Origin of the sequence: Bradyrhizobium sp. 1200_D9_N1_1 (assembly GCF_052075915.1) — a bacterium.
Lineage (GTDB): Bacteria > Pseudomonadota > Alphaproteobacteria > Rhizobiales > Xanthobacteraceae > Bradyrhizobium > Bradyrhizobium diazoefficiens.
The window spans coordinates 6,687,630-6,711,962 of the sequence record NZ_CP197226.1 but is presented as its reverse complement, the minus strand read 5'-3'; the positions used below and the strand labels follow the sequence as shown (position 1 = coordinate 6,711,962).

Below are 24,333 nucleotides of genomic sequence, written 5' to 3'. Positions count from 1 at the left end.
CGCGCGGCGATAATCATCGGGGAGAAACCATGAAAGCCGCTTTGGCCCTGGCCGCAGCATTGGCTGCCGCCTGCCTGTCCACGCCCGCTTCCGCGCAAAAATCCTACGGTCCCGGCGTCAGCGACACCGAGATCAAGATCGGTAACACCATGCCCTATAGCGGGCCGGCTTCGCCACTCAGCATCACCGGAAAGGTCATCGCGGCCTATTTCGATGAGGTCAACGAGAAGGGCGGCGTCAACGGCCGCAAGCTCAATCTGATCTCGCTCGACGACGCGTTCTCGCCGCCCAAGACCATGGAGGCGGCGCGCCGGCTGGTCGAGAGCGACGGCGTCGCCTTCATCTTCGCCACCATGGGCACGGCGCCGAGCTCGGCGATCGCGAAATATCTCAACAGCAACAAGGTGCCGCAGCTCTTCTTGATCAGCTCCGCCTCGAAGTGGAACGATCCCGTCAACATGCCGTGGTCGATGGCGCTGCCCTGGGCGCCGAACTACACCAGCGAGGCCGCGATCGACGTCGCCTATGCCCGCGCCAAGAACCCGAATGCGCGGTTCGCCGTGCTCTATCAGAACGACGACGCCGGCAAGGAATATCTGCGCGGCGTCAAGGAAGCGCTCGGCGCCGATGCCGACAAGGCGATTGCGATGGCCTCGAGCTTCGAGGTTGCCGATCCGACCGTCGATTCCCAGGTGCTGACGCTCGCCAACACCAAGGCCGATGTCTTCCTGATCTATTCGGTGACGCCGCGCGCCTGCGCGCAGGCGGTCCGGAAGGCGCACGAGGTCGGCTGGCAGCCGCAGCGCTTCATCGCCAGCGGCTGCGCCAACAAGGCCACCGTGATGGTGCCGGCCGGCCTCGATGCCGGCAAGGGCGTGCTGTCGCTCGGCTCGCTCAAGCCGTTCGTCGAGGCGCCGAAGGACGATCCGGCGATGACGGCCTATATCGACTTCATGAAGAAGCGCCTGCCCAATGCCGACATCAACAATGTCGCGGGTCTCTACGGCTACACCGTCGCCGAGGCCCTGGTGGTCCTGCTGAGGCAGTGCAAGGACAATCTGACGCGCGAGAACATCATGGCGCAGGCGGCCAACTTAAAGAACGTGCCGCTGTCGCTGCTGATGCCCGGCATCACGCTCAACACCACGCCGCAGGATTTCCGCCCCATCAAGGACGGCTATATGCTCCAGTTCGACGGCAACGACTGGGTCGTGGCGAGCGAGCTGTTGCGCGGGACGTGAGGCGAATAGGCCGGCAAGCAACCACGGAGAAGGTGCACCCTCTCCCCCCTGTGGGAGAGGGTGGATGCGCGAAGCGCAGCCGGGTGAGGGGTATCTCTCCGCGACTCGTCTCTACATTTGAATGCGCGGATACAACCCCTCATCCGGCGCTTCGCGCCACCTTCTCCCACAAGGGGAGAAGGGAAGAGGCATCTGCTTTGGCGGCACGAACAGGAGACCCCAATGGACTTTCAACACTCCGCACGTTCGCTTGAATTGCAGGAGCGCGTCCGCCGGTTCATGCGGACGCATGTCGAGCCGGTCGAGGAGCTCTATTACGAGCAGGTGAAACCGGAAGCCACGCGTTACAAGACGCCGCAGGTTCTCCAGGACCTGAAGCGGCTGGCGCGCGAGCAGGGGCTCTGGAACCTGTTTCTGTCAGGCGAGCACGGACCCGGATTGACCAACCTCGAATACGCGCCCGTAAAGGAGATCATGGGCCGCATCCTCTGGGCGCCCGAGGTCTTCAACTGCTCGGCGCCCGATGTCGGCAACATGGAGGTGCTGGCGAACTACGGCACGCCGGCGCAGCAGGAGCGCTGGCTGACGCCGCTGCTGGAGGGGCGCATCCGCTCCGGCTTCTCGATGACGGAGCCGCAGGTCGCCTCCAGCGACGCCACCAACATCCAGTGCGAGATCAAGTGCGACGGCGACAGCTACGTCATCAACGGCCGCAAATGGTTCACGTCGGGCGCGATGAACGAGGATTGCGAGATCCTGATCGCGATGGGCAAGACCGCGCCCGATCATCCCGACCGCCATCGTCAGCAATCCATGATCCTGGTGCCGAAGGCGACGCCGGGCGTGCGCATCGTCCGCGACATGCTGACCTACGGCTACGACGACGCCCCGGTCGGCCATCCCGAGATCGTCTACGACAACGTCCGCGTGCCCGCGGAGAACATCCTGCTCGGCGAGGGCCGCGGCTTCGAGATCGCGCAAGGGAGGCTCGGCCCCGGCCGCATCCATCACTGCATGCGGCTGATCGGTTGCGCCCAGCGTGCCCTCGAATTGATGTGCCAGCGTGCGGTCTCGCGCACAGCCTTCGGCAAGCCGCTGGCCGAGCAGGGCTCGGTGCGCGAGGACATCGCCAACTCCTTCTGCGAGATCGCGCAGGCGCGGCTCTTGACGCTGCAGGCCGCCGACAAGATGGATCGCGAGGGCAACAAGGCGGCGCGCGACCTGATCGCCGCGGCCAAGATCGTGGTGCCCAGCATGGCCGCCCGCGTCATCGACCGCGCCATCCAGATCCACGGCGCCGCCGGCGTCTCGCAGGACACCTTCCTCGCCCGCGCCTATGTCTACGCCCGCTTCATCCGCATCGGCGACGGGCCTGACCAGGTGCATCTGGCCGCGGTCGGCAAGGAGCTGATCAGGCGGGGCGGGGTGGGCGTGGCGTAACGACGCGGGCGCCGTGAACTAACCCAGTCGCTCCCGGATTTCGACTTGATCGGCCGATGGCAGCGCCGCTCTCTCGCGGGAAATCAGTCTTCGCGACTGGCAAGCTTGCGATAGACCGCGAAATCGTCAAGCGCCGGCGCCTCGCCACGCCGGACGTTGGAATTGATGTCGGGCCCGATAACCAGCGATGTGCCGAGACCGGCATAGATGTATCGCGCGCCGAATGCCTTCTTCAGCGCCGCAAACGTCGGTTCACCCGTGCAGTGACCGGGGGCAATGTTCTCGACCCGGAACTTGTCCTTGAGGGCGATCACGATCTTCTCGATGGCGTCGTCGGTGGCAACCACAAGGTGGAAGCCGCCGGCAACGAGATGAATCTTCGGATTGATGACTGTTGCGGCCTCTACGATGCGTTCGATTCCGGGATGCGAACAGCCGACCACGAGAACCACACCATCCGGCGTGTTCACGGCAAGAGAAAGTTCCTTGAGTTCCTTCGTCCCGGGAAGATCGGAGATCAGAGCGATCAGGGTGATGCCCGGCATGATCTCCGTCGTCTGATCGATCAATTGGAAGTTGGCAGTGGGCCAGGCGGTGCCGAACTCCATGATTTTCGGCGGTTTGCCGCTGTAGTATCGCATCTCCTCGGGCAGGGAGTCGTCCTTGCGATAGAACGTCGAGGGGAGCGATGAACCGTAGATGCCAAATCCTTCCTTGGGTGCGTAAATCGTGATCTTCGGGTTCACACTCAGGACATGGCTCAATCCAGCCATGTGATCGGCGTGACGATGGGAGAGAACGACGAAATCGAGCGTGGTAAGATCAACCCCCTTCGCCTTGACATTCTTCTCGAAGATCTCGGCGTTATCTCCAGTGTCAAAGAGAATGCGCTTTCCTGCGACTTCCACCAGCGCAGAGAAACCCCAGTCCTTTGTCATTGCTGGATCAGCGCCGAACGCGTCATACAAGATCGTAATCCTGCCAGTCGGCTCAGCTGCGATGGTGGCCGGAGAGATCGCCGTTGTGGCGCACATCGAAAGGGCGGCGATGAAAATCCATCTTGCGAATTTCATGGTCGTGCCTCCTCTTCGGTTGGGATGGGCCGAAACAGTACTCCTGTAGCTTGGCTGCGGCGCATTGCGTGCGCGGGGCCTCCGCCTGACGACGGTTTCGGCCTAATGCGTTATCTTCGGATGCTATCGACCAACCAGCAACACGATATTTGCACGCTAAAGACTTAACCCTTTCGGCGACTCCAAAGCTGGGAGCGCGTCAATACCTCCAGGTCGTCGCGATGTCGTTGTTTGTATGTGTGCGGTTGTTTGCCTGCGCGATCTCTTTGATCTTGGAGCTGGACGATCCCTTCGCGGGACTCTTCGGGATTGCAAGCTCGATACTGCGCACTTTTACCGCCGTACTCGTGCGGTCGCGCGTCGCTCTCGTCGGTCATTCTGCTGACGCAATCCCTGTCTTAGACGGCGAGAATTAAAACACTCCGTGGGACCGCTCTGGTTCCCACAACGGTTCCGTAGCCAGGGGTTGGCTTCGAATCCGCAAAAGATTGGCGCAAGTTCCTGAACGCTTCAGCGTTCGCTTGTCCATGTCTTGCGGCATCCGGAACCGGACGATCGAGAAAATCAAAGGAGATATAATGGTGTTCCGCTCGAGCGCCGCAATTTGCGGCGCCGTGGTTGCGCTTGCCGTTTCTGTTACCGTTGCTCGAAGTGAAACGGGTGGAGCTCACTCAAGCGCTATCGTCAATGCCGCCTCTGGGGATGCGATCGTTGGCGCAGCATCCATGTACAATCCGTTCAAGCCCGGCAAGGAGGAGGGCGGCCCAAGCACAGCCTCGGGCGAGCGTTATGATCCCTCGCTGTGGACGGCTGCCATCAAGACGAGTTTGCGTCAGAAATTTGGTGGGGTCCAATTTGGCGCTCGGCCGAAATATGCTCTCGTCGAGGCCGCAGGCAAGAAGGTCATCGTCAAGATAAACGACGTGGGGCCGCTCAGGCCTGGCCGCATCATTGATCTCAATGAGCGGACGATGCGCCATTTCGATCCGAGCCTGGAGCTCGGGGTCATTCCCGACGTAACAGTGAGGCCGCTTTCCGGCGACGATTGGATTCCCGGACCGGTTGGCTGAACAAAGAGGCAGAGCACAGCAGTTCGGGACGGAAGGGTACGGTTCGGCGAACTGCACCGCCGCCATGGTGACATCATGCCGGTGTTTTGCCCGACCAGTCAAATCGACTTCGTAAAATCCGCACAGTGTCGCGCCGCCGGCCAAGCTATTGAAAAAACTGTCCCCGGCTACTGTGCATGGGGTTGTTTTCGCGTTTTTTGTCTGGGGCATGCCCCCGCCGGCTTCACGGCGGCGAACGCGCCGCTATCCCGCCCTGGCGGCGCGGGCATCCGACCGCAGGTTCTGGAAGAACTTCTCCACCTCGCGCGACAGCGTCTCCGCGGTCGCGGTCAGGCTGCTCGCCGCGGTCAGCACGGAGGATGCCGCCGTATCGGTCTCGCCGATGGCGTCGCGCAGCGAGGTGATGTTGGCGACCAGCGTCTCGTTGCCCTGGGCGGCGCTTTGCGCGTTGGAGGAGATCTCGCGCGTCGCCTGGTCCTGCTGGCCGACGGCGCCGGCGATCGCCGAGGTGACCTCGTTGATCTCGCGCACCGCGCCGCCGATCTCGCGCACGGCATCGACCGCGTTGCGGGTGGAGGCCTGGATCATGGAGACGTTCTCACCGATCTCGGCGGTCGCCTTGGCGGTCTGGCCTGCGAGCGCTTTCACTTCGTGCGCGACAACGGCAAAGCCGCGGCCGGCGTCGCCGGCGCGGGCGGCCTCGATGGTGGCGTTGAGCGCTAGCAGATTGGTCTGCTCTGCGATCGCCTGGATCAGGTTGAGCACGCCGTCGATGCGCTGGGTGGCGGCGGCGAGGCTCTCGATCTCCGAGATCGATTTCTCGGTGCGCTGGCCGGTCTGCTCGACCGCGCCGGCGCTCTGCCGGACCTGCCGGCCGATCTCTTCGACGGAGGCCGACAGCTCCTCGGCCGCGCCTGCGACCGCCGTGACATTGTGCGAGGCCTGCTGGCTGGCGTTTGCGGCCATGCCGGCCCGGTTGCTTGCATCCGCGGTGACGCGCGTGATGGTCTGCGCGGTCTCGCGCATGACCGAGGCGTTGTCGCCGAGGCCGCGCATGATCGCGCCGATCGCGTCGCGAAACTCCTCGACGGATTGTTCGATATGGCGGGCGCGCTGCTCGCGCGCGGCGGAATCCTGCGAGACCTGCGAGGCGAGGTTGCGGTTGCGCCCCATCGCGTCCTGGAAGATCTGGATCGCGCGGGCCAGCCCGCCGATCTCGTCGGCGCGGTTGCCGTACGGCACCACGACGTTCTCGGCGCCATCGGCGACCTGCTTGATGGTGGCGGTGATCGAGGCGAGCGGCCGGGCGATCGAGCGGGCGATGATGACGATGCCGATCACGACGAGCGCCAGCGCCACGCCGGCAAGGCTGGTCAGGACGAAGGACAGGGTGCGATTGGTCTCGGTCTGCCGGGCGATCTGTTTGCCGCGCTCGGCATAGACCTTGGACAGCGCCTCGAGATCCTTGTTCAGCGCCGAGCGCACGGCGCGGTTGGCGTCGTTGTCGCCCCATTCGCGGCCCGCGGCCGCATTGATTTCGACGCCGCGGCGGACCAGCTCCTTGCGAAACTCGACGAACTGCTCGATGCGCTTCCTGAAGGTGGCGAACTGCTCGGCATCGTCGTCCCTGACGATGGTTTCCCAGCGCTTCACGACGTCGAGGATCTGCGCGTTGAACTTGAGCAGGCCCTCGCCGTATTTCTTCACGACGGCAGGCTCCGTCGACATGTAGACGCCGCGCGATTCCATCACCACCGCATAGACCAGCGAGTTGACGCGCTCGACGTTCAGCGCGGCCGCGTTCGCCGTCTCGATCGCGCTGGTCAGGTCGGCGCTGCGGCGGCTGTTGTAGTCGGACAGCATCGCAATCGCCGCCGTGAGCAGTGCGAACAGCGCGAAGATCGCATAGAGCTTGGTGGCAAGCGTGAAGCGGCCGGCCAGGCCGGCGGCATTCCCAGATTGGTCGATGGTCATGGTTTTCAGGGGCCCGAATGGCCTGAGGCGGCCGGTGAGCGCGGTCGTGTAAAAATCTATGCAAAACTATGCAGTCGTCCGTTAAGAAGCCGGATTGATCGAGGCTGGCCGGGCGAGCGTGCGCCATAGCTGGGCCAGGAACAGGCACAAGAGATATCTCAGCCAGGCGAGGATGCGGCGGAAGTTGTGTCCGACGGCTGAGAGGACGACGTTGGCGGCATCGCCGGCGCGGCCTTTGAGGTAGCAGCGCCCGAGGTGGCCTTCCGCCTTCAGGTGTCCGATGATGGGCTCGATGGCGGAGCGGCGGCGCAGCTCGCGCTTGATGACACCGAAAACGCCGCGCTTCTGGCCGGAGATGAAGACGCGACGGGGATTTTGTGCGTCGTGGCCGCGGTATCCCTTGTCGACATAGGCCCGCTCGATCGGACAGCCGGTGAGTGTCTCGGTGCGGTCAATGACGTCCCGCAAGGTGTGACCGTCGTAGGGGTTGTCGGGCAGTGCGCTGGCGTGCAGCACGAACAGGCCACCGGGAGCCCGGCGGTTGTTGGTGACGATGGAGGCCTTCACGCCGAACTCGTAAGGCGCGCTGGCCTTGCCCTTGCCGATGCACTCCACTTCCGGGGCATGGAAGGAATAGAGCTTCCAGCCGCGCTGGCGCTGCTGCTGCGAGCGGATCTGCGTGGCCCGGCCGAGCGGGAGGGCGAACGCCTGCTCCAGTGCTGGCTGGCCTTCGATCTTGCGGCGGATGTCGCGGATGATCCGGCCCAGCCGGCTACGCAGGATACGCAACTGCCGCTGATGCCGCCTGAACTGTTTGGCATGGGCGTAGCGGCCGGCCATCATCGCGGCGGCCTTGGCGATGCGAGCATAGGATTGCCGCAGCCTGACGCCGTGCCTGATCGCCAGGCGGTTGAGCCCCTTGATGGCCGCATGCAGCAGCTTGGCATCGGTCGGAAAGGTGATGGCCTTCGGCTGCACCGTGGTGTCGACCGTAACCCGCTTGAGGTCCTGGCTGCGTAATGCACCGGCCTCGTGCGCTACCCGCAAGCTCTCGGCCAGCAGCAACTCCAGCTTGTCGCCAAGCCGCTTGCGCCAATGGCTCAGGTCCGAGCGCTCGTGCGGGAACGTGTGCTGAAAGAACTCTTCCCCGGTGAAGAACTGGAAGTATGGGTCATGGACCCAGCGCTCGCACACCTCCTCATCGGACAGCCCGTAAATGTGCTTGAGCAACAGCAGACCGATCATGAAGCGCGTCTCGATCCCGGGCCTGCCGTTCTCGCTGTAGAGCGGCGCGATCTCGCCGTCGATCCAGTCCCAATCGACCTTGCCGGCGAGCAGAACCAGCTCGTGCTTCATATTGATGATCTGGTCGAGCCGAGCCCGGAACAGATCGTTCGATCCCGTCGTCTTGTGCTTCTTCGGCCGCATCGTTCCCTCCGATGCAGACAAGGAATCATGCTTCCCGCTTCGAGGGAATCCACGAAAACCAAATCGCAAGGTTCTGACGCCCAAAGCATCAAAACCTTGCAATCTGGAAATGCCCCTTAGCCCAAATCGAGATTCCCGATCAGTGGCTTAGTCCTTCTTCACGGACGACTATGCAGAACGAAGATGGACGCGGCGTTAACGCGCCTTTGTCCTTGGTCGAAAGAAAGGTAAGTTATTTCAGCGTCTTGATCCGAAGGTATAGTTTCAGGATAGTCCTGGAGTCGGCCTTTGGCCGACGAACCCCGGAGGGGACCTTGGTCTATCGCCATACCATCGACGCCACGACCTATGCCTTCCCGGATCTGCGCGACCTGCTCGCCAAGGCGACGCCGCCGCGCTCCGGCGACCGGCTGGCCGGAATTGCCGCTGCCAGCGCCGAGCAGATGATCGCGGCGCGGATGGCGCTCGCGGATGTTCCGCTCGGACAGTTCTTGCAGGAAGCGCTCATCCCCTACGAGACCGACGAGGTCACCCGCCTCGTCATCGACAGCCATGACGCAAGGGCCTTTGCGCCGGTGGCCTCGCTCACGGTCGGCGCCTTCCGCGACTGGCTGCTGTCGGACGCAGCGACGCCCGAGATCCTGCGCAAGCTCGCCCCCGGCATCACGCCGGAAATGGCGGCCGCGGTCTCGAAACTGATGCGCAACCAGGATTTGATCCTGGCGGCGCGGAAATGCGAGGTGACCACCGCCTTCCGCAACACCATCGGGCTGAAGGGCCGGATGAGCACGCGGCTCCAGCCCAACCATCCGTTCGACGATGCCAGGGGCATCACCGCCTCGATCCTCGACGGCATCCTGCTGGGGGCCGGCGATGCCTGCATCGGCATCAATCCCGCCAGCGACGACCCGACCGTCATCGCCCAATTGCTGCGCCTGCTCGACGAGATCATCGCGCGGCTGAAGCTTCCGACGCAAGGCTGCGTGCTCACCCATGTCACGACGACGCTGTCGCTGATCGGGCAGGGCGTGCCGGTCGACCTCGTCTTCCAGTCGGTCGCCGGCACCGAGGCCGCCAACCGTAGCTTTGGCGTCGATCTCGACTTGCTCCGGGAGGCGCAGGAGGCCGGGCGGTCGCAGCGGCGCGGCACGGTCGGGCAGAACGTGATGTATTTCGAGACCGGCCAGGGTTCGGCGCTGTCCGCCAATGCCCATCACGGCGTCGACCAGCAGACCTGCGAGGCGCGCGCCTATGCGGTCGCACGCGCCTATGCCCCGCTGCTGGTCAACAGCGTGGTCGGCTTCATCGGCCCGGAATATCTCTACGACGGCAAGGAAATCATCCGGGCGGGGCTGGAGGATCATTTTTGCGGCAAGCTGCTCGGCCTGCCGCTCGGGGTCGACATCTGCTACACCAACCACGCCGAGGCAGACCAGGACGACATGGATAACCTGCTGACGCTGCTCGCCGCCGCCGGCGTCACCTTCATCATGGGCGTCCCCGGCGCCGACGACGTCATGCTGAATTACCAGTCTACGTCTTTTCACGACGCGCTCTATGTCCGCGACGTCTTCGGTTTGCGCCGCGCGCCGGAATTCGACGACTGGCTGGCGCAGTCGGGCATCGTGGGCGCCGATTTCCGCCTTGCCGGCGATGCAGGCCTGCTGCCCGATTTTGCCTCCCGGCTGATCGCCTGAGGTGAGGGAGGCGCCAGCTCGCCCCCGGAAACCATTGGCCGCTCTCGGAATTAAGCTCACGCCACAATATTGAGAAATTCCGGCGACAGCATTACGCTATGTGTCTGGCTGGCAATTTCCGCAACCAGGTCGAGCGTGGCGGGGGAGCTTTGATGCGAGCTGAAAGCAACGGTACGTCGCGGCGGATTCTTTGCGTGTTTCCGCGTTACACGTCGTCGTTCGGTACGTTCGAGCATTCCTATCCGCTGACCGATGGCGTCCGCGCCTTCATGCCGCCGCAGGGGCTTTTGCTGCTGGCGGCCTATCTGCCCGAGGACTGGCAGGTCAAATTCGTCGACGAGAACCTGCGCCGCACCACGAAAGAGGAGTTCGGCTGGGCGGAAGTCGTCTTCGTCAGCGGCATGCACATCCAGCGCCAGCAGATGAACGACATCTGCCGCCGCGCCCATGAATTCGATCTCCCGGTTGCGCTCGGCGGGCCCTCCGTCAGCGCCTGCCCGGATTATTATCCGTCCTTCGACTATCTGCATGTCGGCGAGCTCGGCGACGCCACCAACCAGCTGATCGAGATTCTGTCGCGCGACATCTCGCGCCCCGAGACCCAGGTGGTGCTGACCACCAAGGACCGGGTGCCGATGACGGAGTTTCCGATCCCGGCCTACGAGCTTGCCGACGTGAAGAAATACTTCCTCGGTAGCATCCAGTATTCAAGCGGGTGTCCCTATCAGTGCGAGTTCTGCGACATCCCCGGCCTCTACGGCCGCAACCCGCGCATCAAGTCGCCGGAGCAGATCATCGCCGAGCTCGATCGCCTGCGCGAATGCGGCATGACCGACACGGTCTATTTCGTCGACGACAATTTCATCGGCAATCGCAAGGCGGCGATGGATCTGCTGCCGCATCTGATCGAATGGCAGAAGAAGACCGGCTACGTGGTGCGGCTCGCCTGCGAGGCGACGCTCAACATCGCCAAGCGCCCCGAGATCCTGGAGAAGATGCGCGAGGCCTATTTCATCACCATCTTCTGCGGAATCGAGACGCCCGATCCCGATGCGCTGAAGGCGATGCACAAGGACCACAACATGATGGTCCCGATCCTGGAGGGCGTGCGCACCATCAACTCCTACGGCATGGAGGTGGTGTCCGGCATCATCATGGGGCTCGACACCGACAAGCCGAACACTTCGGAGGCGCTGCTCGCCTTTGTCGAGGAGTCCCGGATTCCGCTGCTCACGATCAACCTGCTCCAGGCGCTGCCGAAGACGCCGCTGTGGGACCGTCTGGAGCGGGAAGGGCGCCTGATCGAGGACGACGGCCGCGATTCCAACGTCGACTTCCTGTTGCCCTATGACGACGTCGTCGCATCCTGGAAGCACGCCATGGGCGTCGCCTACGAGCCCGAGAAGGTGTTCGCGCGCTTCCAGTATCAATGCGACCACGTTTATCCTCATCGTCTCAAGATGCCGGTGGCGGACGAGATGAAGACCTGGCCCAACATCAGGCGCGGTCTCGTCATGCTGCGCAACATCTTCTGGAAGGTCGGCGTGCTCGGCGACTACAGGCGCGTGTTCTGGAAGTTCGCGTTGGGTCGCATCAAGCGCGGCGACCTCGAAGGCCTGATCGGCTGCACCCTGATCGCGCACCATCTCATCACCTTTGCCCGCGCGGCCTCCAGCGGCAAGCAGAACGCCTCGAACTATTCGATCCGGCTGCGCGAGGCTTCCGTTCCCGCCGAATGACGCAACATGTCTGATCCGGCCGTCCCGCGCCGCCCGACCCTCGATCTGCGGTCGTTCACGCCTGCGCGCGTTGCGCTCGGCCGCAGCGGCGCAAGCGTGCCGACACGCGCGCTGCTCGACTTCACGCTGGACCACGCCCGGGCCCGCGATGCCGTGCATGCAGTCTTCGACGTACCGCGGCTGCTCGCGGATCTCGGTGCGCTCGGCCTCGCCGTCACCGAGGCGAGGAGCCGGGCGGCCGACCGCAGGGACTATCTGCGCCGGCCGGATCTGGGGCGGCAGCTTGATGCCGGCTCAATCGAGGCTCTGGCGCGAATTGCCTCAAGGCCATGCCAGCTTGCGATCGTGATCGGCGACGGCCTGTCGGCGGCGGCGGTCCACGCCCATGCGGTGGCGCTGGTGACGCGCCTGCTGCCGCTGCTCGCAGCCGACGATGCTGTCGCGCTCGGCCATGTTGTCGTCGCCTCCGGCGCGCGCGTCGCGCTCGGCGACCAGATCGGCGCCATTCTCGGCGCGCGCATGGTCGTGACGCTGATCGGCGAGCGACCCGGCCTGTCCGCGCCCGACAGCCTCGGCGCCTATCTGACCTTCGCGCCGACGCCGGGCCGCACCGATGCCGAGCGCAATTGCGTGTCGAACATCCACCACGCTGGGTTGAGCAATGACGAGGCCGCCTTCAAGATCGCCTGGCTCCTCCGGGAGGGGCTGGCAAGGGAGGTCACCGGCGTCGCGCTGAAAGACGAGAGCGCGGACCGGGCGCCGCGTCGAATTGGCACGTCCTTGCCCGAATAACGGGCATTCCGGCAAAATCGCTACAGCTTGATCGATTTGGCCACACTTCGCCTGCTTGCGAGGGAGGCTATGGACCTGCTAAACCCCTCGCGGCGATTTTCCGCGCATTTTCAAGGGGCAAGCCTCCCATTGGTATGGCGTTTTCAAGCCGTTCGCGGAGCGCAATAAGCTCACAGACCGAGCCGATTTAGGAACTGGATAAGGCATGCTCGAAAAGCACAGCGAGAGTGAGGTTCATGTCGACAAGGTCGAGCAGGGACCCGCGTCCTCCATCGCCTTCGGGTTGGAGCGCATCGGGCTGATCGCCGTCCGGGCGCCGATCGTCTCCTGCATCGTCCTGCTCGTCCTGATCGTGGGCGCCGTTTTCGGCATCCACCGGATCAAGATCGACGATTCGCTGTCGCAGCTGTTCCGCTCCGACACCCGCGAATTCCACCAGTACGAAGAGGTGACGAAGAAGTTTCCGGCCGAGGAGTTCGACGTCCTCGTCGTGGTCGAAGGCAAGAACCTCCTGGCTCGGAACAACCTCGAGAAGCTGCGCGACTTCATCACCGACATGCAGCTGGTCGAGGGCACGCGTGGCCTCGTCTCGCTGTTCTCGGCGCGTCAGGCACCGGCGCCGGGCAAGCTGCCGGCGGCGCTGTTCCCGCCCGAGCTGCCCGAGGGCGCGGCCTATGACAAGTTCATCGAGACCGTCAAGAACAACGAGATCATCCGCGGCAAGTTGTTGTCGGAGGACGGCACGCTGGCCCTGATCGTGCTGTCGCTCGATCCGGAGGTGGTCGCCTCCAGCAAGCTGACCAAGACCGTCGCCGACATCCGCGCGCTGATGAAGGAGGATCTCGGCGACACCGGGCTCAACGTGCAGCTCTCCGGCGTGCCGGTGATGCAGCTCGAGATCCGCAACGCGGTCGAGCGCGACGGGCTGACCTACAACATCCTCGGCATTCTCGCCGGCTGCGTCATCGCCATCATCTTCTTCCGCAAGATCTCGTTCATGATCGCGGCCGCGTTCCCGCCGATGATCGCGATCCTGTTGGCGCTCGGCGCGCTGGGCTGGGCGAACTTCAATCTCAACATGTTCCTGAACGTGATGACGCCGCTCATCATGGTCATCAGCTTCTCGGACTCGATGCAGCTGACTTTCGCCGCGCGCGACAGGCTGATCGCGGGCCAGGACAAGTTCACCGCGTTCAAGAACGCCGTGCTGGTGGTGGGACCCGCCTGCGTGCTGACGCACGGCACCGCCGGTATTTCCTTCATCGCGCTCCAGTTCTCCAGCTCCGACCTGATCCGCAAGTTCGGCGAGGCGGGGCTCGCCGCCACCATCATCGCGCTGGTCGCGGTGCTGTCGCTGGTGCCGGTGTTCGGCGTGCTGTTCGTGCGCAACGAGAAGGTCTTCGCGGTCAAGTTCCAGGGGGCGGACGCCGGCGTCCAGGCGCTACGCAATTTCTGCTACTGGATCGCGGTGCGCATGGTCGGCCGGCCAGGCCTGTTCAGCCTGATCGCGGTGCTGTTCGTCGGCGGCCTCGGCGTCATCTACGCCAATCTGGAGCCCCGCTACCGGCTTGCCGACCAGGTGCCGGACAAGCGCCAGGCGGTCGCCGCCAGCGACCGGCTCGACGCCAAGCTCACCGGCGCCAACCCGGTCAACGTGCTGGTCCAGTTCCCCAAGGGTGAATCGCTCTATTCGCCGGAGACGCTGCAGACGATCGCCGACGTGCATGCGACCGTGGAGAAGGCGGCCGGTGTCGGCAACGTCTGGTCGGTCGAGACCCTGCGCCGCTGGCTCGCGGAAAAGGCCGGCAGCGCCGACGTTGCGACGCTGAAGGAATATATCGGCGTCATTCCCGAGCATCTGGTGCGGCGGTTCATCGACGCCGAGCAGGATGCGGTCGTGGTCGCAGGCCGCGTGCCGGACAAGGATTCCAGCCAACTCCTGCCGATCGTGGACAAGCTCGATTCCGAGCTCGACGCCGTCCGCAAGAAGCATCCCGGCTACGAGGTCGCGGTGACGGGCCTTGCCGCCATCGCGGCGCGCAATTCCGCCAGCATGATCGAGAAGCTGAACCGCGGACTCACCGTCGAATTCGCGCTGGTCGCGATCTTCATCGGCCTCGCCTTCCGCTCCTGGGTGGTGATGTTCGCCTGCATCCTGCCGGGCATCTTCCCTGTCGTGATGTCGGGAACGGTGCTGTGGGCGATGGGCGAGGGCCTGCAATTCGCCAGCGTCGTCGCGCTCACCGTCTCGTTCGGCCTGGGCTTGAGCGCCACCATCCACTTCCTCAATCGCTTGAGGCTGGAGAGCAAGCCGGGCGTCGGCTCGGCGCTCGCGGTGGAGCGGGCGACCGTGCTGGTCGGACCGGCACTGATCCTGACCACGGTGGTGCTGGCCTGCGGCCTCGTCGTCACCGTGTTCTCCGACCTGCCGTCGCTGCGGCTGTTCGGCTGGCTCAGCGCCTTCTCGATGGTCATGGCCCTGGTCGCCGACCTCTTCATCCTGCGGCCGACGGCGATGTGGCTGATCAACCTGCACGCCAAGCTTCAGGGCGCGGACAAGCGCGCAATCTAAGCGCGGGGCGGCGAACGCTGCCCTGCGCTCAGGCTTCGATGCTAATGATGCCGTACGGGTTGAACTTGAAGTCGTCCTCGGCGTAGTCCTGTTCCCGCGAGAGCGTAAGCTTGCGATCGCGCAGCGTCGCGTCGATGCCGCGCTCGGCCATCGCGTTTGCGATCTCCTCCATGAGCATCACTGCGGACCATTCGTTGCCGCGCGATTTCGCGACATAGACCTCCGGCAAACCGAGGAGGTGATAGCCGACGGTCTCGTAATAGCGATCGCCGCCGAGCGGGCGCTTGGCGAAGGCAAGACGACAGGCCTTCGCGAGGGCGAGCGTCATGCCAAGGCCCTCGCTGGTCTTTGCGCCTGTGCGTGCCTGATCGGCGAGACTGCGCCATCGCGCAAGCCCGTGGGCAACGCCTGCGCTTTCGCCCTTCACGGCGGTGGCACCGGCCTCGATCATCTCCTCGACGATACGCAAGGCCGCTGCCGAATAGGCGACCGTCTTCTGCTTGTCCATCGGCGGGCTCAGCACGTAGAGCACCGATTTGTGGTTGGCCACGGCTGCTTCGTCGGCGGCAGACCATGCATTGGGAAAGACACGGTCCCAGCACACGCCGAACGACCGCTCCATGTGCGGATCGGGCTTGGCTTGCGAATACGTGCGGTCGATCTCGAAGTTGAAATCCGCGATCGTCCTGGCCACCGCCTTCGGTGGCTGCAGCAGGCTGTCGTCCTTGCCGAGGAAGCAGAGCACGTGACGTGGTTTCACGGACGAAGGCTGCATGCTCGTTCCCTGCTGGTCATTTGCGAAGGCGCGACTGGCGACGATAAGGCCGGCGGCCTTGAGCAGATGTCTGCGAATTGGGTCCATATCCGCAACAATGTCAGCAAAAAGCCCCCGGCTCGCGAGAACCGGGGGCGTGTTCCTCTCGACGCGGGAAGGGCGTCAGCCCTTCGTCATCGTGATGTTGACGCCGCGGATCTCGCCCTTGGAGCTGATCTGCACCGTCTGCTTGGTGCCGTTGGTGCGCAGCGACAGGTTGGCGGCGAAGCCGTTGGCCTCGACGAACACCTCGATCTGGCCGCCGCCGGCGGTGCCCTGGAGATTGCCGAAGATGTTGCGGCTGGCCTCGCTCCAGTTGCCGGAGATGCGGTCGCCCTGGCTCGTCACGTCGCTGGTGAGGTCGAACTTGTAGCTGTCGGACGCGCAGTGCAGCGCCTGCTTCAGGTTGAGACCGCTGCCGGCGACCTTGTAGTCGGCCTTGCAGCGGATGCGCTCGGTGGAACCGTCGGACAGCGACACCGTGCCGGTGCCGGTCCACGCGCCGTCAAAACCGGCAAACGGTCCGGACGACTGTGCGTGGCTTGCCGAAACCGAGAAGAGCAGCGCAGCCCCGATGCCGGCCGCCTTGATTGCCAGTCCAGATCGCCCAAAGAATTTCATCACAAATATCCCGTTTTGGAACGACGTCCGCTCAAGATCGGGACGTCTCGCCACATCGAAGGTTTAGTGCTTCGAGCCCGTGTCAGGTTCAAAGCCTGGCCGCCAGAGATGGCGGTTCATGAGGCCTTGCGCCATGCCCGGCGGCTGCGATTTCCCGGGTTTTGGCATGTTTCCGGCCGAAACGGAGGGGCTGAGCGATGCAGCTCTGCAACAGGCGTGCAGTAAAATGCGGACCGCCTGAATTATGACGTAGTATCAACCCCTTACATCTGCCAATGAAGGCGCAGGGAAGACCTGATTTGGTGGATGTGGCGCCAATTTGGCCGCATTTGCCAGTGCTTGTGCCTTCTCCGAGGCCGCACGCTTCGCGGCGACTTGCCATCAGAACATTCCGTTCCGGTCGTCCGCCCTGTGCTGTCCGGGATTGGTGCGATTCTGCCGTCAGAATGAAGGAATACAATGCGTAAGCTTCTCGTCGCTCTCACCCTGCTGTCGGCGTCCCTTTCCACGGCGGCATTTGCCCAGCAAGGGCGTGGCACGGACTCCGAGCAGAAGGCCTGCACGCGCGATGTGCAGAAGTTCTGCCGTCCGGTCATCGATCAGGGCGATTTCACCATCCTGGCCTGCCTGAAGGAGAACCGGACCAAGATCTCGCAGGCCTGCGACCAAGTTCTGAAGAACCACAACCAGTAAGCTCGGCCACTGGCCCACAAGGGCGGCCCCGGGGCCGCCTTTTTCAGGCCGGATCCGCAGGGCAGCCTTCGAGAGACAGGATTGGTTTTGCGGCCGTATTCCCCTATATGGGGGCCGCGGCGGCATCGCCGGCACGAGCCCGCGCGAGCGAAAAAGCTCTTCCTGTCCAAACGATTGTAAACCAGCCCTCGATGACCTCTGCGAGCGAATTGCGATCCGGCAAGGGTGACCGCGACGAGAATTTTCCCGTCGCGTCCTGGATCATTCATCCGCGTCATCGCGCGCTGATCCTGGCGTATTACAATTTCGTCCGTACTGCCGACGACATCGCCGACCACGCGACGCTGCCAGGCGACCAGAAGCTCGCCTATCTCGACCTGCTCGAGGCGGAACTGCTCGGCAAGGGCGACACCCAGGCCGAAGCCGTCGTCTTGCGGCGCGCGCTGGCCGAGCGCGGCATGGCGCCGCGCCACGCGCTCGACGTGCTCATCGCCTTCCGCATGGACGTCACCAAGCTGCGCTACGAGAACTGGGACGAGGTGATCCACTATTGCCGTTACTCGGCGATGCCGGTCGGCCGTTTCATGCTCGACGTCCACGGCGAGAGCACCTCGACCTGGGCCGCGTCGGACGCGCTTTGCGCGGCGCTCCAGATCAACAACCACCTCCAGGATTGCGGCAAGGATTTTCGCGAGCTCAACCGCGTCTATCTGCCGCGCGATGCGCTGGCCGCGAGCGGCGCCTCGGTCGAGCAGCTCGGCCTTGCCCAGTCGCCGCCGGCGATGCTGGCCTGCCTGCAGTCGCTCGCCGTGCGCAACGAAGCGCTGCTGGACGAGGGCAGGTCGTTAACTGCGGAGATCCGGGATTTCCGCCTCGGCATCGACGTCGCGGTGATCCAGGCCTATGCCGACCGCATCGTGCGCCTGCTCAAGGTGCGCGATCCCCTGCGCGAGCGCGTGCATCTCAACAAGTTCGAGCTCCTCACCTTCAGCCTCGCCGGCATGATCGGCGAAGTCGGCCGCCGCGCGATCGGACGCAAGGCCATTTCCAGACCGGGGACTGCACATGACGCTTGAGGCGACCTCGCCCGGCGCCAGTTATGGCTCGACCGCATCCGGCAGCTCGTTCTACGCCGCGATGCGCATCCTGCCGCATGACCAGCGCGAAGCGATGTTCCAGATCTACAGCTTCTGCCGGCAGGTCGACGACATCGCCGATTCCGACGGCCCGCGCGAGGAGCGGCTCGCCGCGCTTCAGGCGTGGCGCACCGACATCGACGCGCTCTATCAAGGCAATCCGCCGCCGCGGCTGAAGGACTACGTCGCCTCGGTGAAGACCTTCGGGCTCAAGCGCGAGGATTTCCTGGCCATCGTCGACGGCATGGAGATGGACGTGCCGCAGGACATCCGCGCGCCCGACATGGCGACGCTCGATCTCTATTGCGATCGGGTCGCCAGCGCCGTGGGGCGGCTGTCGGTGCGGGTGTTCGGCCTGCCCGAAGAGGACGGCATCCAGCTCGCCTATCATCTCGGCCGCGCGCTTCAGCTCACCAACATCCTGCGCGACATCGACGAGGACGCCGGCCTCGGCCGGCTCTATCTGCCGCGCGAAGCGCTGCTGCATGCCGGCATCACCTCCAACGACCCGAACCGCGTCATCGCCGAACGCGCGCTGCCGAAGGTCTGCCTGCCGCTGGCGCAGCGTGCGAAGGTGCATTTCGAGAAGTCGGACGAGATCATGAACCGCAACAAGCGCCGCACCGTGCGTGCGCCGCGGATCATGTCGAAATACTATCATTCCATTCTGGACCTCCTGATCGCGCGCGGCTTCAACGCGCCGCGCGAGCCGGTGCGTGTGTCGAAGGTCACACGCATCCTGATCCTGCTCCGTTACGCTTTCATCTGATGCAAAACACAGCTCACATCATCGGCGCTGGAATTTCCGGCCTCTCCGCCGCCGTGCGGCTCGCCAATGCCGGCTTCAAGGTCGCCGTGCACGAGGCGACGCACCAGGCCGGCGGCCGCTGCCGTTCCTATTTCGACGGCGCAACCAACCTCACCATCGACAACGGCAATCATCTGCTGCTGTCGGGCAACAGCCATGCGCGCGCCTATGCGCGCTCGATCGGGACCGAGGCGGGCCTGGTCGGTCCTGAAAGCGCGCAGTTTCCCTTCGTCGATATCAAGACCGGGCAGCGCTGGCAGATCGATCTCGGCACCGGCCGGCTGCCGACCTGGGTGCTCGACGAGAGCCGCCGCGTTCCCGACACAGGCCTCACCGACTATCTCAAGCTGGCGCCGCTGATCTGGGCCTCGGAGGAGACGCTGGTCGGCAAGTCCATTCCTACCGAAGGCGTGCTCTATCAGCGCCTGGTGCAGCCGCTGCTGCTCGCCGCGCTCAACGTCGATCCGCCCGAGGGCTCGGCCGGGCTCGCCGGCGCGATCGTGCGCGAGACGCTGCTTGCCGGCGGACAGGCTTGCCGTCCCTTGATCGCGCGCGACGGCCTTAGCGCCGTGCTGATCGAGCCCGCCGTGAAGTTCTTGCAGGAGCGCGGCCACTCGGTTCAGCTCGGCCATGAGCTGCGTGCGTTCGTGACCAGTGACGGCAAGGCCGGCGCGCTGAATTTCGGCGGCGAGGACGTGATCCAGCTCGCCGACGGCGATGTCGTCGTGATGGCGGTGCCGCCGCGTGCCGCCGCCAGCCTGCTGCCGGGCCTGAAGACGCCGACCGAATTCCGCGCCATCGTGAATGCACATTTCCGTTTTGAGCCGCCGCCGGGTTCGCCGCCGATCCTGGGCGTGATCGGCGGCATCGTGGAATGGCTGTTCGCGTTCCCGAACCGGCTTTCCGTGACCATCAGCAACGGCGACCGTCTCGTCGACATGCCGCGCGAGGAGCTCGCGCAAGCGATCTGGAACGACGTCTGCGAGGCAGGCGGCGTTTCCGGCGAGCTGCCTCCCTGGCAGATCGTGCGCGAGCGGCGCGCCACCTTTGCCGCCACGCCGGCGCAGAACGCCCTGCGTCCGGGGCCGGTTACCGCGCTGAAAAACCTGTTCCTCGCCGGCGACTGGACTGCTACGGGATTGCCTGCAACCATCGAGGGATCGGTCCGGTCCGGTGATCGCGCCGCCGATCTGGTGCTGGCCGCACAGCGGCCCTGACGGGAATTTGTCCCGGTCAATTCAAATTAACTATCGGAGTAATCGAGCCAGATGGATTCCGTGAACGCGACCGCCCGCGAAGCCAAGGAATCCAAGATCTCGGAATCGGAGATCTTGGAATCGAGCATTGCGTCAGCCACGCAAGGCGTCCTCGGCTTCCAGCAATCCGACGGCCATTGGGTGTTCGAGCTCGAGGCCGACTGCACGATTCCGGCCGAATACGTTCTGTTGCGCCACTATCTCGCCGAGCCGGTCGACACCGTGCTCGAGGCCAAGATCGGCAATTATCTCCGTCGCGTGCAGGGCGCCCATGGCGGCTGGCCGCTCGTGCATGACGGCGAGTTCGACATGAGCGCCAGCGTGAAGGCGTACTTCGCGCTGAAGATGATCGGGGATTCCATCGACGCCCCGCACATGGTGCGTGCGCGCGAGGCGATCCACGCCCGCGGCGGCGCTATTCACAGCAACGTCTTCACGCGCTTCATGCTCGCGATGTTCGGCATCGTGACCTGGCGCGCGGTGCCGGTGCTGCCGATCGAGATCATGCTGCTGCCGTTCTGGTCGCCGTTCCACATCAACAAGATCTCCTACTGGGCGCGCACCACCATGGTGCCGCTGATGGTGATCGCCGCGCTGAAGCCGCGCGCGAAGAATCCGAAGGGCGTCGGCATCGACGAGCTGTTTCTCCAGGATCCGCGCTCGATCGGCATGACCGCGAAGGCGCCGCACCAGAGCATGGCCTGGTTCCTGCTGTTCCGTTCGCTCGATGCGATCTTGCGCGTCATCGAGCCGCTGTTTCCGAAGAGCCTGCGCAAGCGCGCCATCGACACCGCGCTCGCCTTCAGCGAGGAGCGGCTCAACGGCGAGGACGGCATGGGCGCGATCTATCCGCCGATGGCCAACCTCGTCATGATGTACGACGCGCTCGGCAAGGACGAGAACTATCCGCCGCGCGCGGTCACGCGCCGGGGCATCGACAAGCTGCTCGTGATCGGCGACGACGAGGCCTATTGCCAGCCCTGCGTCTCGCCGGTGTGGGATACGACGCTGACCGCCCACGCGCTGCTGGAGGCCGGCGGCGACAAGGCGGTGCCTGCGGCGAAGCATGGCCTCGACTGGCTGATCCCGAAGCAGGAGCTCGAGGTGAAGGGCGACTGGGCCGTGAAGCGGCCCGACGTGCGCCCGGGCGGCTGGGCGTTCCAGTACAACAATGCCTACTATCCCGATCTCGACGACACCGCGGTCGTGGTGATGTCGATGGACCGGATGCGCCGGGAGCACGGCGTCACCGGCTATGATTCCGCGATCGACCGTGGCCGGGAGTGGATCGAGGGCATGCAGAGCGACGACGGCGGCTGGGCCGCCTTCGACGTCAACAATCTCGAATATTACCTGAACAACATCCCGTTCTCGGACCATGGCGCGCTGCTAGATCCGCCGACCGAGGACGTCACCGCGCGCTGCGTCTCGATGCTGGCCCAGCTCGGCGAGACCGCCAAGACCAGCAAGCATGTGGCCGACGGGGTCGCCTACCTCCGCAAGACCCAGCACCCGGAAGGGTCCTGGTACGGCCGCTGGGGCATGAACTTCATCTATGGAACCTGGTCGGTGCTCTGCGCCCTGAACATGGCCGGCGTCCGCCACGACGACCCGATGATTCGGAAAGCCGCCGACTGGCTGGCCTCGATCCAGAACAAGGACGGGGGCTGGGGCGAGGACGCCGTCAGCTACCGGCTGGACTACAAGGGCTGGGAAGCCGCCCCCTCGACCGCCTCGCAAACGGCATGGGCCTTGCTTGCCCTGATGGCGGCAGGCGAGGTTGATCACCCGGCCGTCGCCCGCGGGGTGGAGTACCTGATTGCAACACAGAACGAAAAAGGACTGTGGGACGAGCAGCGGTACACCGCCACAGGCTTTCCCCGTGTATTCTATCTACGGTATCATGGTTACTCGAAGTTCTTCCCGCTGTGGGCGCTGGCGCGGTACCGGAACTTGCGGAACACCAACAGCAGGGTGGTAGGGGTCGGAATGTGACTTTGGGGACGGGGGACTATCTTACCGCGGGCAATGCCATTGATCCGCGGCCAATACTCATTGTGACCGGTCTGGTTCAGGAGGCCCGCATCGCGGCGGGCCCCGGAATGGCCGTCATCTGCTCGTCCAGCAGCCCGACCCAGTTGCGGGCGCTCCTGACCGTGGTGGATCCTGAGACGATTCGCGGCGTGATCTCGTTCGGCGTGGCCGGCGGGCTCGACCCGACGCTGCGCTCCGGCGACGTCGTGCTGGCGACCGAGGTGCTGTCAGGCGACACCCGTTGGGCCGCTGGCCTATCGCTCGGCGACGACCTGATCGACCGCCTCACGTCAGGGCGCCGCCGCGTGGTGCGCGGCAGCCTCGCCGGCGCCGAGGAAGTGGTCACCGGGCGGTCCTGCAAGGCGGCGCTGCATTCGGAGACCGGCGCCTCCGCCGTCGACATGGAAAGCCACATCGCGGCCGCCTACGCCGCCGAGGCGGGGCTGCCCTTTGCCGCGGTCCGCGTCATCAGCGACCCCGCCCATCGCGCGCTGCCGGCGCTCGCCCGCGCCGCCATCAAGCCGAACGGCCAGATCGACCTCGCGGCCGTGCTGCGCGGAATCGTGCGCAACCCGACGACGCTGCATGCGCTGGTCTCGACCGGCATCGACTTCAACCGCGCGCTGCGCTCCCTGCGCGGTTGCCGCGACTTCCTGATCGGCACCGAGCTGGTCGACAGCGAGGCGTTGGTCGCCGAGACAGTCTGAGCGTCTCGATCTGACAAAAGAAAAGGCCCGGTCGCGATGGCGACCGGGCCTTTTTGTTCGTGGTGCTGTTTCTCGCCTTACGCGGCCGTCGAGGCCTTCCGTGCGGCCTTCTCCTGCGCGGCGGCGGCCTCGTCCTTGCGGATCTCGGAGAGCTTCTTCTGGACCTGCTCCGAGAAGATGTACTGCGCCGGGCGCTGCTTGCTCATGTCGATCTCCGGCGCCATCGGGCCAGAGGTCTTGACGCCGCGCAGCGACACCCACATCGCCTTCAGCGGGTTGTTCAGCGCTGCGGTCGCCGCGGTCGGCTCGTAGCCGCAATGGGCCATACAGTCGGCGCACTTCTCGTACTTGCCGGTGCCGTAGGTCTCCCAGTCGGTGGTGTCCATCAGCTCCTTGAAGGTCTTGGCATAGCCTTCACCGAGCAGATAGCAGGGCTTCTGCCAGCCGAAGATGTTGCGCGCGGGCATGCCCCAGGGCGTGCACTCGTATTCCTGGTTGCCGGCGAGGAAGTCGAGGAACAGGCCGGAATGCATGAAGTTCCACTTCTTGCCCTTGCCCATCGCGAAGACGTCGCGGAACAGCTTCTTGGTCTTGGTGCGGTTGAGGAAGTGCTCCTGGTCCGGCGCACGCTCATAGGCGTAGCCCGGCGACATCGAGACGCCGACACCGAGCTCGACAGTGAGGTCGAGGAACTTCGCGATCTCCTCGGCCGGATGGCCGTCGAAGATGGTGGCGTTGACGTTGACCGTGAAGCCGCGCGCCTTGGCCGCCTTGATCGCGGAGACGGCGCGGTCGAACACGCCCTTCTGCGACACCGCCTTGTCGTGATGGTCCTTCAGGCCGTCGAGATGCACGGAGAAGAACAAATACGGGGAGGGCTCGAACAAATCGAGCTTCTTCTCGAGCAGCAGCGCGTTGGTGCAGAGCGAGACGAACTTCTTGCGCGCGACGAGGCCGCGCACAATCTCGCCGATCTCCTTGTGGATCAGCGGCTCGCCGCCGGGAATGGCGACCATCGGCGCACCGCATTCGTCGGCCGCGTCCCAGCACTCCTGCGCCGTCATGCGGCGGTTCAGGATCGCATCCGGATAATCGATCTTGCCGCAGCCGACGCAGGCGAGGTTGCAGCGGAACAGCGGCTCCAGCATCAGCACGAGCGGATAGCGTTTGCGGCCAAGCAGTTTCTGCTTGAGCAAATAGCCGCCGATACGCATTTCCTTGAAGAAGGGGATAGCCAT

The 24,333-nt window shown here is 64.5% G+C and carries 19 protein-coding genes; 13 read left to right on the top strand and 6 right to left on the bottom strand.

The genetic code is table 11. The annotated features are described in order from the left end of the window. Window positions 1–29: 29 nt before the first annotated feature. The gene (locus AB5K84_RS32190) at window positions 30–1,241 is read left to right on the top strand and encodes an ABC transporter substrate-binding protein (RefSeq protein ID WP_038965753.1); all 1,212 of its coding nucleotides are present in this window, start codon (window positions 30–32) and stop codon (window positions 1,239–1,241) included. A gap of 222 nt (window positions 1,242–1,463) precedes the next feature. Beyond that, window positions 1,464–2,681 (top strand): acyl-CoA dehydrogenase family protein, encoded by a 1,218-nt coding sequence (locus AB5K84_RS32185; RefSeq protein ID WP_011085773.1) that lies wholly within the window; start codon window positions 1,464–1,466, stop codon window positions 2,679–2,681. An 83-nt stretch (window positions 2,682–2,764) separates the two neighbouring features. Here AB5K84_RS32185 and AB5K84_RS32180 read toward each other — a convergent pair whose 3' ends face one another. Next, a complete protein-coding gene (locus AB5K84_RS32180) occupies window positions 2,765–3,715 on the bottom strand; it encodes an MBL fold metallo-hydrolase (protein ID WP_051000273.1) in 951 nt (316 codons plus the stop codon). Window positions 3,716–4,332: 617 nt separating this feature from the next. On the opposite strand from AB5K84_RS32180, the gene AB5K84_RS32175 reads away from it, so the two are divergent. Beyond that, on the top strand, window positions 4,333–4,824 hold the full coding sequence (locus AB5K84_RS32175; RefSeq protein WP_011085776.1) for a septal ring lytic transglycosylase RlpA family protein: 492 nt from the start codon (window positions 4,333–4,335) through the stop codon (window positions 4,822–4,824). Window positions 4,825–5,067: 243 nt separating this feature from the next. On the opposite strand, the gene AB5K84_RS32170 is transcribed toward AB5K84_RS32175, so the two are convergent. Further along, a complete protein-coding gene (locus AB5K84_RS32170; RefSeq protein WP_011085777.1) occupies window positions 5,068–6,798 on the bottom strand; it encodes a methyl-accepting chemotaxis protein in 1,731 nt (576 codons plus the stop codon). An 81-nt stretch (window positions 6,799–6,879) separates the two neighbouring features. Further along, a complete protein-coding gene (locus AB5K84_RS32165; protein ID WP_011084757.1) occupies window positions 6,880–8,226 on the bottom strand; it encodes an IS5-like element ISBj5_B family transposase in 1,347 nt (448 codons plus the stop codon). A gap of 314 nt (window positions 8,227–8,540) precedes the next feature. Between AB5K84_RS32165 and AB5K84_RS32160 the strand changes: the two genes are divergently transcribed. From AB5K84_RS32160 to AB5K84_RS32145, 4 genes are all read left to right on the top strand, one after another. Further along, complete coding sequence (locus tag AB5K84_RS32160) at window positions 8,541–9,923, top strand: ethanolamine ammonia-lyase subunit EutB (protein WP_038965750.1); 1,383 nt, start codon at window positions 8,541–8,543, stop codon at window positions 9,921–9,923. 152 nt (window positions 9,924–10,075) lie between these two features. After that, the gene (locus tag AB5K84_RS32155) at window positions 10,076–11,662 is read left to right on the top strand and encodes a B12-binding domain-containing radical SAM protein (protein WP_028172333.1); all 1,587 of its coding nucleotides are present in this window, start codon (window positions 10,076–10,078) and stop codon (window positions 11,660–11,662) included. A 6-nt stretch (window positions 11,663–11,668) separates the two neighbouring features. Continuing rightward, window positions 11,669–12,454, top strand: coding sequence for an ethanolamine ammonia-lyase subunit EutC (gene eutC, locus AB5K84_RS32150; protein WP_011085780.1), 786 nt, complete (start codon window positions 11,669–11,671; stop codon window positions 12,452–12,454). A 205-nt stretch (window positions 12,455–12,659) separates the two neighbouring features. Further along, window positions 12,660–15,026 (top strand): efflux RND transporter permease subunit, encoded by a 2,367-nt coding sequence (locus AB5K84_RS32145; protein ID WP_011085781.1) that lies wholly within the window; start codon window positions 12,660–12,662, stop codon window positions 15,024–15,026. 28 nt (window positions 15,027–15,054) lie between these two features. Here AB5K84_RS32145 and AB5K84_RS32140 read toward each other — a convergent pair whose 3' ends face one another. Next, on the bottom strand, window positions 15,055–15,888 hold the full coding sequence (locus tag AB5K84_RS32140) for a hypothetical protein (RefSeq protein ID WP_011085782.1): 834 nt from the start codon (window positions 15,886–15,888) through the stop codon (window positions 15,055–15,057). Window positions 15,889–15,963: 75 nt separating this feature from the next. Next, window positions 15,964–16,461 carry a hypothetical protein gene (locus tag AB5K84_RS32135; protein ID WP_027544089.1) on the bottom strand — a complete coding sequence of 166 codons (498 nt, stop codon included), beginning with the start codon at window positions 16,459–16,461 and terminating at the stop codon, window positions 15,964–15,966. Window positions 16,462–16,920: 459 nt separating this feature from the next. On the opposite strand from AB5K84_RS32135, the gene AB5K84_RS32130 reads away from it, so the two are divergent. The 6 genes from AB5K84_RS32130 to AB5K84_RS32105 all read left to right on the top strand — a co-directional run bounded on the left by AB5K84_RS32130 (window position 16,921) and on the right by AB5K84_RS32105 (window position 23,095). Then, window positions 16,921–17,154, top strand: coding sequence for a hypothetical protein (locus AB5K84_RS32130; RefSeq protein ID WP_028172330.1), 234 nt, complete (start codon window positions 16,921–16,923; stop codon window positions 17,152–17,154). A 191-nt stretch (window positions 17,155–17,345) separates the two neighbouring features. Further along, window positions 17,346–18,230: a squalene synthase HpnC gene (gene hpnC / locus AB5K84_RS32125; RefSeq protein WP_038965749.1), complete on the top strand. Its 885-nt coding sequence runs from the start codon at window positions 17,346–17,348 to the stop codon at window positions 18,228–18,230. Next, window positions 18,220–19,059, top strand: a complete 840-nt coding sequence (gene hpnD, locus AB5K84_RS32120; protein ID WP_011085786.1) for a presqualene diphosphate synthase HpnD — start codon at window positions 18,220–18,222, stop codon at window positions 19,057–19,059. Before hpnC ends, hpnD begins: the two co-directional genes overlap by 11 nt. Continuing rightward, window positions 19,059–20,315 (top strand): hydroxysqualene dehydroxylase HpnE, encoded by a 1,257-nt coding sequence (gene hpnE / locus AB5K84_RS32115; protein WP_011085787.1) that lies wholly within the window; start codon window positions 19,059–19,061, stop codon window positions 20,313–20,315. The genes hpnD and hpnE overlap by 1 nt, the downstream gene beginning before the upstream one ends. Before the next feature lie 51 nt (window positions 20,316–20,366). Continuing rightward, window positions 20,367–22,349, top strand: coding sequence for a squalene--hopene cyclase (shc, locus tag AB5K84_RS32110; RefSeq protein WP_011085788.1), 1,983 nt, complete (start codon window positions 20,367–20,369; stop codon window positions 22,347–22,349). Beyond that, window positions 22,346–23,095, top strand: coding sequence for a phosphorylase (locus AB5K84_RS32105; RefSeq protein WP_028172326.1), 750 nt, complete (start codon window positions 22,346–22,348; stop codon window positions 23,093–23,095). Before shc ends, AB5K84_RS32105 begins: the two co-directional genes overlap by 4 nt. A gap of 77 nt (window positions 23,096–23,172) precedes the next feature. On the opposite strand, the gene hpnH is transcribed toward AB5K84_RS32105, so the two are convergent. Further along, window positions 23,173–24,333, bottom strand: a complete 1,161-nt coding sequence (gene hpnH, locus AB5K84_RS32100) for an adenosyl-hopene transferase HpnH (RefSeq protein WP_011085790.1) — start codon at window positions 24,331–24,333, stop codon at window positions 23,173–23,175.

What these genes read in the sequence shown, in the direction of transcription:
- AB5K84_RS32190 (WP_038965753.1), top strand. Translation starts at nt 30, where the DNA reads ATGAAAGCCGCTTTGGCCCTGGCCGCAGCATTGGCTGCCGCCTGCCTG.
- AB5K84_RS32185 (WP_011085773.1), top strand. Translation starts at nt 1,464, where the DNA reads ATGGACTTTCAACACTCCGCACGTTCGCTTGAATTGCAGGAGCGCGTC.
- AB5K84_RS32180 (WP_051000273.1), bottom strand. Translation starts at nt 3,715, where the DNA reads ATGTGCGCCACAACGGCGATCTCTCCGGCCACCATCGCAGCTGAGCCG.
- AB5K84_RS32175 (WP_011085776.1), top strand. Translation starts at nt 4,333, where the DNA reads ATGGTGTTCCGCTCGAGCGCCGCAATTTGCGGCGCCGTGGTTGCGCTT.
- AB5K84_RS32170 (WP_011085777.1), bottom strand. Translation starts at nt 6,798, where the DNA reads ATGACCATCGACCAATCTGGGAATGCCGCCGGCCTGGCCGGCCGCTTC.
- AB5K84_RS32165 (WP_011084757.1), bottom strand. Translation starts at nt 8,226, where the DNA reads ATGCGGCCGAAGAAGCACAAGACGACGGGATCGAACGATCTGTTCCGG.
- AB5K84_RS32155 (WP_028172333.1), top strand. Translation starts at nt 10,076, where the DNA reads ATGCGAGCTGAAAGCAACGGTACGTCGCGGCGGATTCTTTGCGTGTTT.
- eutC (WP_011085780.1), top strand. Translation starts at nt 11,669, where the DNA reads ATGTCTGATCCGGCCGTCCCGCGCCGCCCGACCCTCGATCTGCGGTCG.
- AB5K84_RS32145 (WP_011085781.1), top strand. Translation starts at nt 12,660, where the DNA reads ATGCTCGAAAAGCACAGCGAGAGTGAGGTTCATGTCGACAAGGTCGAG.
- AB5K84_RS32140 (WP_011085782.1), bottom strand. Translation starts at nt 15,888, where the DNA reads ATGGACCCAATTCGCAGACATCTGCTCAAGGCCGCCGGCCTTATCGTC.
- AB5K84_RS32135 (WP_027544089.1), bottom strand. Translation starts at nt 16,461, where the DNA reads ATGAAATTCTTTGGGCGATCTGGACTGGCAATCAAGGCGGCCGGCATC.
- AB5K84_RS32130 (WP_028172330.1), top strand. Translation starts at nt 16,921, where the DNA reads ATGCGTAAGCTTCTCGTCGCTCTCACCCTGCTGTCGGCGTCCCTTTCC.
- hpnC (WP_038965749.1), top strand. Translation starts at nt 17,346, where the DNA reads ATGACCTCTGCGAGCGAATTGCGATCCGGCAAGGGTGACCGCGACGAG.
- hpnD (WP_011085786.1), top strand. Translation starts at nt 18,220, where the DNA reads ATGACGCTTGAGGCGACCTCGCCCGGCGCCAGTTATGGCTCGACCGCA.
- hpnE (WP_011085787.1), top strand. Translation starts at nt 19,059, where the DNA reads ATGCAAAACACAGCTCACATCATCGGCGCTGGAATTTCCGGCCTCTCC.
- shc (WP_011085788.1), top strand. Translation starts at nt 20,367, where the DNA reads ATGGATTCCGTGAACGCGACCGCCCGCGAAGCCAAGGAATCCAAGATC.
- hpnH (WP_011085790.1), bottom strand. Translation starts at nt 24,333, where the DNA reads ATGGCTATCCCCTTCTTCAAGGAAATGCGTATCGGCGGCTATTTGCTC.